The sequence below is a fragment of the Psychroserpens sp. NJDZ02 genome (genome assembly GCF_004843725.1).
Classification (GTDB): domain Bacteria; phylum Bacteroidota; class Bacteroidia; order Flavobacteriales; family Flavobacteriaceae; genus Olleya.
Genome location: NZ_CP039451.1, coordinates 3,015,875 through 3,029,408 on the forward strand (window position 1 = coordinate 3,015,875; position 13,534 = coordinate 3,029,408).

Annotated in this window: 12 protein-coding genes; 11 read left to right on the forward strand and 1 reads right to left on the reverse strand. The window is 32.5% G+C overall.

The features are described 5' to 3' along the window. Window positions 1-55 precede the first annotated feature (55 nt). The 11 genes from E9099_RS13325 to E9099_RS13375 all read left to right on the forward strand — a co-directional run bounded on the left by E9099_RS13325 (window position 56) and on the right by E9099_RS13375 (window position 11,835). Complete coding sequence (locus E9099_RS13325; protein WP_136584046.1) at window positions 56-856, forward strand: prolipoprotein diacylglyceryl transferase; 801 nt, start codon at window positions 56-58, stop codon at window positions 854-856. Between the two features lie 4 nt (window positions 857-860). Then, entirely contained in the window at window positions 861-1,316 is a 456-nt protein-coding gene (locus tag E9099_RS13330; RefSeq protein ID WP_136584047.1) for a hypothetical protein, read from the forward strand. 31 nt (window positions 1,317-1,347) lie between these two features. Then, on the forward strand, window positions 1,348-1,569 hold the full coding sequence (locus tag E9099_RS13335) for a hypothetical protein (RefSeq protein ID WP_136584048.1): 222 nt from the start codon (window positions 1,348-1,350) through the stop codon (window positions 1,567-1,569). A gap of 71 nt (window positions 1,570-1,640) precedes the next feature. Beyond that, a complete protein-coding gene (locus E9099_RS13340) occupies window positions 1,641-2,321 on the forward strand; it encodes a hypothetical protein (protein ID WP_136584049.1) in 681 nt (226 codons plus the stop codon). 47 nt (window positions 2,322-2,368) lie between these two features. Next, window positions 2,369-2,815: a hypothetical protein gene (locus E9099_RS13345; RefSeq protein WP_136584050.1), complete on the forward strand. Its 447-nt coding sequence runs from the start codon at window positions 2,369-2,371 to the stop codon at window positions 2,813-2,815. A gap of 10 nt (window positions 2,816-2,825) precedes the next feature. After that, window positions 2,826-3,134, forward strand: coding sequence for a hypothetical protein (locus tag E9099_RS13350; protein WP_136584051.1), 309 nt, complete (start codon window positions 2,826-2,828; stop codon window positions 3,132-3,134). A gap of 2 nt (window positions 3,135-3,136) precedes the next feature. Next, window positions 3,137-4,270: a leucine-rich repeat protein gene (locus tag E9099_RS13355; RefSeq protein WP_136584052.1), complete on the forward strand. Its 1,134-nt coding sequence runs from the start codon at window positions 3,137-3,139 to the stop codon at window positions 4,268-4,270. 119 nt (window positions 4,271-4,389) lie between these two features. Continuing rightward, window positions 4,390-7,236 carry a histidine kinase gene (locus E9099_RS13360; protein WP_136584053.1) on the forward strand — a complete coding sequence of 949 codons (2,847 nt, stop codon included), beginning with the start codon at window positions 4,390-4,392 and terminating at the stop codon, window positions 7,234-7,236. Window positions 7,237-7,239: 3 nt separating this feature from the next. Beyond that, entirely contained in the window at window positions 7,240-7,980 is a 741-nt protein-coding gene (locus E9099_RS13365; RefSeq protein ID WP_136584054.1) for a LytR/AlgR family response regulator transcription factor, read from the forward strand. 84 nt (window positions 7,981-8,064) lie between these two features. Next, entirely contained in the window at window positions 8,065-9,825 is a 1,761-nt protein-coding gene (locus E9099_RS13370) for a hypothetical protein (protein WP_136584055.1), read from the forward strand. Window positions 9,826-10,077: 252 nt separating this feature from the next. Then, window positions 10,078-11,835: a hypothetical protein gene (locus E9099_RS13375; protein WP_136584056.1), complete on the forward strand. Its 1,758-nt coding sequence runs from the start codon at window positions 10,078-10,080 to the stop codon at window positions 11,833-11,835. Between the two features lie 70 nt (window positions 11,836-11,905). On the opposite strand, the gene E9099_RS13380 is transcribed toward E9099_RS13375, so the two are convergent. After that, window positions 11,906-13,459: an FMN-binding glutamate synthase family protein gene (locus E9099_RS13380; RefSeq protein ID WP_136584057.1), complete on the reverse strand. Its 1,554-nt coding sequence runs from the start codon at window positions 13,457-13,459 to the stop codon at window positions 11,906-11,908. Between the last annotated feature and the right edge of the window lie 75 nt (window positions 13,460-13,534).

A 13,534-nucleotide genomic window follows, 5' to 3' on the forward strand; every position in this document is an offset into this window, starting at 1 on the left:
CAATAAGTTAGTAATAATATGTATTGCCGATTTATTTTTAAAAAAAACATAAAACATGTTTCCAGAGCTATTTGATTTTTCGTTACCAGAATTTTTCTCACGTCTTTTTGGTTTGACACAAGTTACTGTGTATAGTTATGCGACTTTAATAGCGCTAGGGACTTTAATAGCGGCGTTATATACTAAATGGAGTGCTAAAAAAACATTAGGGATTACTAATTTATCAAACACTTTTTTTTACTTGGTTTTTATTGCAGGCTTTGTAGGTGGTAAGTTGTTTTTTTATCTGCAAGATCCCATGTTGTATTTTAATAATCCAAGTTTAATTTTAAGCAGCTTTAATGGTGGTTATGTATTTTATGGCTCGTTTATAGTTATTGTTCCATGTGTTATTTGGTATTTAAAAATACACAAAATACCTGTATTACCAATGTTAGATATTTTAGCTGTAACTACAGTTATAATTCATGCCATAGGACGTTTAGGTTGTTTTGCAGCGGGTTGTTGTTTTGGACATCCAACAAATAGTGGTTTTGGGATGGTTTTCCCAACCACACACGATGTAGCTGTTCATCCTACGCAATTGTATGAAGTGACCGTCTTGATGATAATACTATTGATACTTCTAGTTATTAAAAACCGAAAACAATTTACAGGGCAAATATTTTTAACATACTTAATACTGTATGGTTTTGGTCGAGGGATTTTAGAACTATTTAGAGGTGACGAAAGGGGTTATGTAGTTGAAAATGTATTATCACATTCTCAGGCTATTGGATTGTGTCTTATTTGTGCTTCAAGCTATTTTTATTTTAAATTTTATAAACAAAGTAATATTAACTTAATTAAAACCTAATACAATGAAAAAGAAGATTTTAAAAGTAATTTCCCCAATTACATTATTGGTAGTAGCGTTATTTATAATTGGTTCTGGATGTCCTGCGGATGACGGTGTGGATGACGAACCAGAAACATCAGCATGTGATTATGAAGGTTATGATGCTTTAGATACAACAAACAATACGACAACTTTAATATCTGAAGCAGAATTAACTACAGATTTTTTCTATACGTCATCTAATGGACCTGAAGTGGAAATTTATGAAACTAGTAATCCAGGTGATTTTTGGTTTGTTACCACAGTTGTTACTGTAAACGCTACTGGAACAGGTCAATTAAGTATTGGTGGTGTTATACAAACTGTAAATGTAACGTGTTTAGCAACAGGAAGTGCAGTTGGGGAAGGAATGCAATTTATAGTGACAGGTTCTGGATTGGATGCCGAATTTTGTGTAAAAATTGATGAATATCATTAAAGATAAGACCTGCGAAACCAAACTTAAGTAGTTGTGTTTTTATAGCTTAATAGACGTAAGTGCACCAGTTTTAGTTATCTCAGAAATTGATTTAAATACAAATATTACAACGACACACAATTTTGAATGTATAATATCAAATTTTGGAAATCAAACAGAGTACATTGATGTTGCTTTTTCTGGTGATTTTACAGATAGCGCAGGAGGTATAAAATCTATTACAGGGACTATTCATATAAGAAAAAATACATAATAACTTTAAATTTAGGGTAACATTTTTATACGCTTATTGATATAAAGATGAACACTTAAAATAATTTAATTATGAAAACATTAAAAACACTTAAAGTATTATTAATCTTAGTAGCCATAACGCTAGTTGGTTGTGATAATAATGACGATCAACAAACAACTCCAGCTACACCAACAGATGGTTTTACAATTAGCGGTACGTTTAACGGAACGGAGAATGCTTACATTACCATTGACCAGGCAGATGCCAATGGGGATACTTTTCCAGATTATTATAATTTTTTCTTTACAGATGGTCGGATGACAGATTCCTTTGGAGATGTCGGCGTTGGTTATGCTTATGGTTATTCTGATAACACAACCAATATGGTGAAGTTAAAAATATTAGCAGGTCCTTCTAATCCAAGTTTAACATCAGGAGTTATTAGTTCAGGGAATACTTATATCTCGTCTAGTGTGTTAACAAGCGGATTTAATGCAGGCTATTCAGTAGATTCTTTATTAGGGTATGATTTAGAACCGGATCCTACTTTTGGAACAGAAAATGGCGTTGATTTTTGTCATGTTCCAGAAGCTAATGGTATTTGGTATTATGTTGGAACATCTGGACCAATGGTAATCGTAAATGCCATCAATATAGATTATTCAACACCTTCAAATAGTACGATTGATTTAGATTATACTTTTTTAGATACAAACGGTACAACCATTACAGGTCATTATGAAGGGACTTTAGGAATAATATTAGATTAGTCTTAAATCGTTTCTTAACTTAAAAAAGTAATACTAAAATTATAAAGATGAAAAAAATAACATATATACTAGTTTTATTATGTCTTGTTACCTCATGTAATAATGATGATGACATCAATAATGATGCAACAAACGAAACCGAATGTAATTATCAAGGTTTTTCTTACCTAGATAATAGCAATAATGATCAAACAATAATTGCAGAGTCTGAATTAAATACGCAATATTTTCCTAATGCAAGTAATGGGCCTTATGGCGCACCAGGAATAGAAATAGTATCCTTTTCAAGCTCACCAACTATATTTTTCACAACTAATGTAAACGAGCTTAACGAGACGGGCACAGGAAGGTTGACCTTGGATAGTGGTGAGGAACAAGGGGTGACTGTAACCTGTCAACGTGCAGGAACGGCTGTAGGAGATGAGATACGATTAGATGTTGTTTATGGTAATATTGAAGTGGAATTTTGTGTCATTATAGATGAAGTTTTATAAGCAGAAAAACATGAAAATACAACTAAAATATGTAGTCTTTTGCATAAGCTTACTAGTCTTTAATTGTAAAGATCAAGTAGCAAAAGATGAAGTAAACACAGAAGTAACAGCGCGATTAAGTAAAGCTAAAAAAATGAAAATAGTAAAGTACTATTTAATCAATGATAGAAAATTAACAGAAGACAGTATGTATGAGGTTGCCATAAAAGAGACGCCTCTTGGAGATTCTGTTAAAGTGATTTTGTATGAAGCTGAAGGGCCTTTCTTTGGCTTCCCATTTTTTGAAGCTTTAGAGTTTTATAACGCAAATAAAAAATAATTATGAAAACAATTTTTAAGCAACTATTATGTAGTGTAGTATTAATTTTAGCAATGTCTTGTGGAGTGGATGGTGTTGATGGCGTTGACGGTCAGGATGGCGTCGATGGTGTCGATGGTCAAGACGGAATGGATGGTGCCGACGGAACAGGCGGTCAAGCAACTTCTGGTCTAACTTATGTTTATTTTAATGGAGGGATAACAGATGCCGAGGCTGTAACAAAAGTTCAAAATGAAATAGGATCTATAACCCAGTTTATATATGTAGAAAATACAACACAACTGACAACCTTAGATTTGTCAAGCGTGTCTCAGTTGATTACATTGATTATTGACGATAATGTAGCTTTAACTACTATAAATATCTCTAATTTAGTAGAGGTTAGTCAAGAAATTAGATTTAGGGATAATCCATTAGTATCCTCTTTAAATTTATCAAGTTTAGAAAAAGTATCCTATTATTTATATATAGAAGGAAGTGCTGATTTAAATACAACGTCTTTACAGCAAGTGGATTTTTCAGCACTTTCTGATGTTCATGAGTTTTATCTGCGTAATAGTAATGTGAATAATGTGGACGTAAGTAATCTAACAGATGTTTATAGTATAGAGTTTGAAGAGAATGTAAATTTAACAGCATTAGATTTAAGTAGTATCACTACTGGTAATGCAGTCGCTGTGTATGAGAATCCTAATTTAACGACTATAGATTTGTCTAATCTAATAAACACAAATAGTAATTTGGGGATTTTTAATAATGACGTGTTAACTAGTGTTGATTTGTCGTCTTTAGTAACGGTATCTCAATTTACAATTTCTCAAAATTCTCAGTTGGTGACGATCAATTTACCGCAACTAGTAACTGCAGCATCTTCTTTTAATTTGTATGATAATATTAGTTTGACAACAATCACTTTTCCTGCTTTAACTTCATTTAGTCAAGTCTATTTTCCAGGTAATAATTTTAGTTCTTCAGATGTTAATACTGTTCTAAGTCAATTAGTTGCAATTTCTCCTACTTTTTCTGGTAAAAATGTTAGACTTAACAATCAACAAATTTCTGCGCCACCAACAGGGCAAGGAGTTGCTGATTATAACACATTAGTAGCTAACGGAAACAGTGTGACTACTGATTAATAAGTTTTTAAGCTCGTTATAAATTAAGAAGAAATGGTTTTAAACGGAGCATTACTTTTAAGTTAAATAAATATAGGCTTAAAACGTTACTTTTGTTATAACGATTAAACAAAATACTATTGCAATATAAAAAAACCCATATCACATTGTTATCCTTTTTGATATGGGGTTTTTCTTTTGCACAACAGTTTACCAATTATACAACCAAAGATGGTTTGCCTAGTAATCATGTTTATAAATTGGCGCAGGATCAAAAGGGTTTTTTATGGATAGCCACGGACAAAGGTTTGGTGAAATATAACGGAAATACCATAAAAACGTTTACTACCAAGGAAGGGTTATCTAATAATGATGTTTGGGGAATCTATCCAACACCGGATGGCAGACTTTGGTACTTATCCAAAGCTTCTAAATTGGGTTATATTGAAAACGATAGTGTCTATGCTTTTGAAAGCGAATTAAAAGGAGAAATTTTTAATCCTATTTTTTCAAGTCAGGTTGGTAACGATGTGTTTTTGACAAGTTCTAATAGGTTTCATGTTTTGAAAGATAATAAATGGAAGGTTTTATTAGATTATAAAATCGGCAGTTTGGGAGCAAACAGTTATATCAAACATAAAACGATATTAGGTTATAAGACAAATGCAACATTGGATACTGTTTTTATTCAAGATAAAAACGATAGTACAATTACTAAGTTTTGCTTTAATAATGTTATTGATAAGCTTCATGTTAGAGGGCAAATTACTGACAGTCTATTTTACTGGGTAAATGATAAACAATACAATATTTTTAATCTAAATACTTTAAAATTATATAAACGGAATTTTAAAGAAGAAATAGGTCTTGAGCAGTCTAAGCATGTAAGGCTGAATTTAGTCAATAATCAAATTCAAATTTCAGGACAAGGTTTTGTGGGGATTTTAGATAGTAATTTGCACATTACAAAAACATATTATATTCCTAAACGATTAAACGCGCATTTTGGTTTTATCGATGCTTCAGGATCTATTTGGGTAACGACGTTTACCAATGGTATTTATCATTTGCCAAAAGAAAAACAAAATATAAAATATTGTTTGGAGGAAGAGCGTGTCACCAATATTAGTTATATAAACGATAAGATAATAGCTAATGTTTTTAATAAAGGGTTTTATAAATATGAAACGTCAAAAAATAAATTTGTTCCTTTTATTCACGAGTCTAGTTTCCTTTATAATGCGTCTTACTTAGAGGCGTTAAATACTGAATTTTATATGTCTAAAAAGCATATAAAAGTTTTAAAAAAGGAAGTGATTTCAGATATTGATTTAGAAAACACTATTTATGGAGTCAATGATAAGGCACGTCAAATAGTATATTTAGACAAGTACCTATACAGCCGATATTCTTTAGGAATCAATAAAATAAATCCGAAAACATTTAAAGTAGAAAAAAATTATTCGCAAAGTGGAATAAACCAAATTATGACGTTTGGAGGTCAACTTCTAATAGCAACTTCAAACGGGTTAAAACAATTGGAAAATGAAACGTGCGAAACCATTAAATTTTCAAACCAAGAATTTAATAAGTCTATATTAAGTGTCACACAAGTTTCTGATACACAAATACTGTTAAATACAGATGGATTTGGAACCTTTATATCAGATTTAAACACTGTTAAACAGTTACCTCAATCGGAATTTTTAATTGTGAATAATGCTTATGTAAAAGATAATACCATTTGGTTATCTACAGAGTCTGGTGTCTTAAAATATATAAAAAAAGAAGCAGGTTATCAGTTTCAGATAAAAATTAATATTAACAATGGGTTGCCTTCAAATAGCGTTAATAATGTATTAGTTTATCAAGATAAGTTAATGGTAAGCACAAATTATGGTATTGCTATTTTACCTGAAAATATAACCTGTCAATCTCAGTTATTAGATATTTATATTGATAAAGCAAGTTATAATAACCAAGGGATAACAGCTACTCATTCCGAGTTTAATTATCAAAAGAATAATACACTTAATTTTGCAGTTTCTAATATCGATTTTTCTGATTTGGATACGGGGTTTAGTTACAGTTATAAATTAGAACCAATAAATAAAAACTGGGTATTAGCTAGTGCTAATAGTTTTAGTTTTAATAATTTAATGCCTGGCGATTATACGTTAAATATTAAATCTAATAAGATAAAAAAGCAGCTAAGTTTTTCAATTACGCCTTTATGGTGGCAATACCTTTGGGTTAAGATAGTAATGACTGTGCTGGCTATTGCAATCATTGTGTATGTTGTTTGGAAAGTGAGTAAACAGATTCAAGAGAAGAAAAACAGCCAATTGATGCAAGAAAAGAGGTTAACCGAAATCCAATTAAAAGCATTGCGGTCTCAAATGAATCCTCATTTTGTATTCAACTCTTTGGCAGCCATACAATATTATATTAATAATAACGAAATTGAAGCTTCTGAAGCTTATCTGGTTAAGTTTTCTAAGCTAATTCGCCAGTTTTTTGAATTGTCCAAACAAACTGAAATCAGTTTAAATGAAGAGATTAAATTAATTAAAAACTATTTAGATATTGAAAAACTTCGTTTTAATGATAAGTTTGAGTATGTCTTTAAAATAGATGACGCTATCAATAGTAAACAAATAAAATTACCCACGATGCTATTACAGCCTATAGTAGAAAATGCTATCAATCATGGTATTTTTAATAAGTTAGACAATGGAAATGTTTGTATTAGTATTGTGCCCTTATCGGATAAAAGTATCCAAGTTAAGATTATGGATGATGGTGTTGGCTTTATAAATACTCAAAAAAGAAATACTAAAAGAGTTAAATCTTCCAATGTACTGGAAGACCGAATAAAATATTTAAATAAATCGGAGTTATGGAATATCTCTTATTCTGAAGAAGAACTCCATCCTGAATTAAACGATAGAGGGAATATATCGACCTTTATCATTACTCAATTGTAATTTATGAAAGCACCTACTGCTATATTAATTGATGATGAAATTTCTAACCTAAAAGGCTTAGAGCAAAAAATAGGAAAACTATTTCCAGACCTTGTTATTCTAAATACGTTTCAAAAACCAGAAGATGCTATAAATGCATTGCGAAACAATCAACCAGACATCGTGTTTTTAGATATTGAAATGCCTAGAATTAATGGGTTTGATTTATTAGCGCAATTAAACGGTATTGATTTTCAAGTTATTTTTGTAACTGCATATAGCGAGTATGCTATTGAGGCTTTCAAACAGAATGCAATAGATTATGTATTAAAGCCCATTGATGATGCAGATTTAATCGTAGCGGTTAAAAAAGCCATTTCCGTTGTAAAAACAAAGGTGGATATCGATAGTAATCATAGATTGGTAAACTTATTATCTAGTACAATATCTAGCAATAATAAAATTATAGTCCCAACAGCTAAGGGGATGTCTTTTATACCTCAGGAAGAAGTGATGCATTTAGAAGGGTATGAAGGTTATACTAAAATTCATTTAATAAATGAGACAACAATAACTAGTTCTTATAACCTAGGGAGGTTTGAAAAGTTACTTAACGCCACGTTCTTTAAGTGTCATAAATCACATATTGTTAATTTAGAAAAAGTAAGACATTTTGAAAATGAAGGCTATGTTGTTTTAGGTAACGACTATCGTGTGCCCATTTCTAAAACTAATAAAAAGGCTTTTTTGGGATTATTTAAATAAAGACTAAAAAAATAGGGTAACAAAATCATAAGGCAGTTTATATAAGGTTGAACAATTAATATTGAACACTTAAAACTTTAAATTATGAATACTCTAAACAAAAACTTCAAACTCATACTAAGCCTAATGGTTGTATTAGGTACGGTATTTACATCTTGTAATCCAAACGAAGATGTTGATATGCCGGATGTGCCGGTTGATAATCCAAGTGGTTCCCAATTAGATTTAGGAGCGACTATCCAAAGAGATTTTATGGGGCGTATTGTAGATGAAAACAATTTGCCTATTGAAAATACAGTGGTTAGTATTGGGTCAAAAATAGCGTCGACAGATGCTAATGGTATGTTTATTATTAAAAATACTAGTGTAAAAGAAAAACAAGCGTATATAATAGCGGATAAATCAGGCTATTTAAAAGGGATGAGAACTGTCGTACCAACACAAGGCGCTAATATGATTAAAATCATGTTAATCCAAGATAATGTGATTGCTACGATTCCGTCTGGATCAGTTAGTGATGTAGTGTTGCCAAATGGAACAAAAGTGACCTTTGACGGAAGCTTTAAAGACGATAATGGTAATGCTTATTCTGGTAATGTTGCTGTTATAATGTATTATTTAGACCCGTCAAATCCAGATATTAATAGCATTATGCCAGGAAGTCTACAAGCAGTAAATGAACAAGGAGAAGCACGTGTTTTGGAATCTTATGGTATGTTAAATGTAGAATTAAGAGGAGATGCTGGTCAAGAATTAAATATAGCGGATGGTCATTTTGCTGATATTGAAATGCCTGTAGATCCAGCACAAACAGGTGTAGCTCCTGTCACAATACCATTATGGCATTTTGATGAAGTTAATGGGTATTGGGTAGAAGACGGATTAGCAACGTTAATAGGTGGTAAGTATGTTGGAGAAGTGTCTCATTTTTCTTGGTGGAATTGCGATGCTCAGTTTCCTACAGTAGCATTGTGTATGACTATTGTCGATGGTGTAGGGGTGCCTTTTTCTAATATAAATGTTGAATTATGGAGAGGTGGTGCGACGTATCCTAGAGTTGGATCTTCAAATGGCTTTGGTGAGATTTGTGGATTAATTCCAGCTAATGAAGTTTTAACATTAAAAGCTTTTGATCAATGTGGTGTAGAGGTTTATACAAGTGCTATAGGACCATTTTCTACAGATACTAATTATGGAGATATTACTATGGCAGCGGTTTCTTCAACAAGTATAACAGGGACTTTAATAGATTGTAATGATTTAAATGTTACAAATGGTTATGCGACAATAAATTATGGAGGTATTTTTTCTTCAGTAGCCGTTACTAACGGGGATTTTACGTTTAATGTAACAGAATGTACATCTTTATCAGGCTTTACCTTAGAGGGGGTTAATTACGATACTTTACAGGTAACAACAGTGCTTCCATTTAGTTTTGATAATCCTAATGTTGGAAACTTAATAGCGTGTAATGGGGTAACAGAGTTTGTGTCTGTTCAGATAGATAACGATCCTGTAGATTATTATTTAATTAATTTAAATGGAAGGATAGGAAGTGATGGATTGTCATTTAATGTTAATACGCAAACAGCTGCTGGTAATGGATTGGCTATTCTTGGTCAATCAATAGTACCTGGGACCTACACGTCATCATCCGCTAATAGTTTCTATGTAGAAACAGGAATAAATATGGATTTTGGAATGCCTGATACATTACAGTTTACGCTTAGTAATTTTGGAGCTATTGGAGAGTATATTGATATGGTAGTAACAGGAGGGTTTGTTGATAATAATGGTGTTTCCAGAGATTTGTCAATAACAATTCATATGTTAAGAGATTTTTAAAAATATATGACACAGTTTAACAAAAAGAAGGTTTCAATTGGAACCTTCTTTTTTTGTGTTTTTAAATAGCGAGTCTTTATTTAATTTGGTTTATAAAAGTTAATCGTTTTCTAAGTTTATCAATAATAATAGCATTAGTTTTTGGTGTATAAGAGTTGATTGATGAGTAAAAGGTTTTAAATAATTTAAAAAAGAGGGTAACAAAACTGTAAGCGAGTTTATATAAAGGTGAAACAATTAAAACTTTAAATTATGAATATGCTAAACAAAAATTTTAAATTAATACTTAGCCTAATGGTTGTGTTAGGTACGGTATTTATGTCTTGTAATCCAGACGAAGGAGTAGATACGCCTAATATTCCAGATGGTAATTCGGGAAATTCACAGCTTGATCTAGGCGCGACTATCCAAAGAGATTTCATGGGACGTATTGTAGATGAAAATAACTTACCAATTGAAAATACAGTGGTTAGTATTGGTTCGGAAATAGCGTCCACAGACGCTAACGGAATGTTTATTATCAAAAATGCTAGTGTAAAAGAGAAGCAAGCATATATCATTGCGGATAAAGCAGGGTATTTTAAAGGAATGAGAACTGTAATACCAACGCAGGAAAACAATATGATTAAAATCATGTTAGTTCAAGACAATGTTACAGCTACAATTTCTTCTGGATCAGTTAGTGATGTGCAGTTGCCAAATGGATCTAAAGTAACTTTTGATGGAAGCTTTAAAGACGATAACGGTAATGCGTATACTGGTAATATTGATGTTAAAATGTATTATTTAGACCCATCAAATCCAGATAATAATATCATTATGCCAGGAAGTTTACAAGCAGTAAATCAAGGAGGAGAAGCACGTGTTTTGGAGTCTTATGGGATGCTAAATGTAGAGTTGAGAGGTGACTCTGGTCAAGAATTGAATATCGCTGATGGTCATTTTGCTGATATTGAAATGCCTGTAGATCCGGCACAGACAGGAGTGGCACCAGCAACCATACCATTATGGCATTTTGATGAGGTTAATGGGTATTGGGTTGAAGATGGAATAGCGACGCTAATAGGAGGTAAGTATGTTGGAGAAGTGTCTCATTTTTCTTGGTGGAATTGCGATGCGCAGTTTCCTACAGTAACATTGTGTCTGACTATGGAAGATGTTTCAGGAGTACCTTTTTCTAATATGCGTGTCGAGTTATGGAGAAGTGGAGCAACCTACCCTAGAACTGGTTTTTCTAATGGGAGTGGTGAAATTTGTGGCTTAATTCCAGCCAATGAAACTTTAGCGTTAAAAGCATTTGATCAATGTGGAGTAGAAACTTACAGTACTACAATAGGACCGTTTTCTGTAGACACTAACTATGGTGGTATTGCTATGTCAACTGTTTCAGCAATAAATATTTCAGGTAATTTAGTAGATTGTGCTAATGCAAATGTTGCTAACGGCTATATAGCTATAGATTATGGTAATAATTATTCTTCTGTCGCAGTTACAAATGGTAGTTTTTCATTTAATATATTAGAGTGTTCAGCTCTGACCGATTATACTTTGGAGGGGGTGGATTTTGATACGTTTCAAACAACTACAGAGCTTCCTTTTAATTCTAGTGTTACAAACGTGGGTAATATTATTGCTTGTACAGCGGTTACAGAATATATTAGTGTACAGGTCGATAACGACCCAGTAGATTATTATATAATTAACCTTAGTGGAAGTCTAAATTCAGGTGGGAATTCTTTTCAAATTGGTCATCAAACCAATACCACTAGTTTTATATTGTTGGGAGGTGGTGTAACGCCAGGGGTATATACAACAAATGGAGCATCAAGTTTTATTCTTGAAGTGGGTATAGATATAGATCATTCAGAACCTAATACACTTCAGTTTAATCTTACTAATTTTGGAGCAGTTGGAGATTATATAGATGTGACTATTTCGGGCGATTTTACGGATAACAATGGTGTTGTTAGATCTGTATTGGCCTCAATACATGTTTTAAGAGATAGTTAGAATAAAACCTATAAAACGAAAAAGAGGATTCAACGGAATCCTCTTTTTTATTTATGTCTATAATTTTCGATTAATTTTGACCACCTAAATGTTTACAATCTTTTAAGCTTTGTATCCCATTAAAAGGAACGACCGTTTTGTCGTAACCATATGTGCTATTTAATTCCGAAGATAAATTGTGATCATCGACATTAACTTCAATATCAGTCATTTTAAACTCGCATGGATGTTCATAACCAGCAGCATGTGTGATTTCTATAAATTCTTTTCTAAACGTTTTAAAATATTGTGCTAAACGTTCTGATTTTAACGTAGGATCAATTCCATTTTGTAACCATTTATTTTGTGTAGCAACACCACTTGGGCAAGTATTAGTATGACAAACTTGTGCTTGTATACAGCCAATACTCATCATTGCTTCACGCGCCACATTAATACAATCAGCACCCATTGCAAAAGCCATCGCAGCTTTAGCAGGAAACCCTAATTTACCACTACCAATAAAAACAATACGCTCGCTTAAGCCTTTACTTTTAAATAGTTTATATAAGTCACCAAAGCCGTAAACCCAAGGTAAACTAACGTGATCCGCAAAACTTGGAGGTGCAGCTCCCGTACCACCTTCACCACCATCAACAGTAATAAAGTCAGGTCCTTTTCCTGTATTAACCATAATGTCAGCTAATTCTTCCCATTGTTCCAATTTACCAATCGCGGCTTTAATACCAACGGGTAATCCTGTTTTTTCGGCAATAGCTTCAATAAAATCAACCAGCTCAGAAACATTTGAAAATGCTTTATGATTTGGAGGAGAGAGTACATCTTTTCCAACTTCTACACCTCTAATTTCAGCAATTTGAGGTGTTATTTTTGCACCTGGTAATACGCCACCTTTTCCTGGTTTCGCCCCTTGAGATAATTTAACCTCAATAGCTCTAACAAATGGGTTGTCTTCTACTAATTTAATCATCTTTTCCATAGAGAATCCACCGTCGTCAGCTCGTACTCCAAAATAACCTGTTCCAAAATGAAACACAACATCTCCACCATTTTTGTGATAAGGTGATAAACCACCTTCTCCAGTATTGTGGTAGGCTCCGGCTATTTTAACGCCTTTATTTAAAGATTCTATCGCTTTCGCGGAAAGTGAGCCAAAACTCATAGCAGAGACATTAATAACAGATCCAGGTCTGAATGGTCTTTTACGATTACTAAATTCGCCCATAACCTTTGCACATGGCAAAAAGCACTTGTCTTCAGCATGTGGATGATTATCTTCGACCTTGTAAGGCATCATAGCATTGTTTATAAAAATGTGCTGATGTGCGTAAATATCTCTGTCTGTACCAAATCCTTCGTAATTATTTTCTTTCTTAGCAGACGCATAAATCCATCCACGTTCAATACGATTAAAAGGTAATTCTTCTCTATTATTGGCTACCAAATACTGTCTTAGTTCTGGACCTATTTTTTCAAGCATATACCTAAAGTGTCCGACGATAGGAAAATTATGGCTAATGGTGTGTTTACGTTGAAAAATATCGCGTATAGCAATTATAACTAGCACAATGATTATCCAAAGCCACCAAGAAATGTTTGAAAAAAAGTTTATAAATGTGTCCATATTTTAAGAAAAGATTTTATCAAAAATAAGGAATATCTATAATTTGTATGCATTTAGTGTTATAAAAAAACAAAA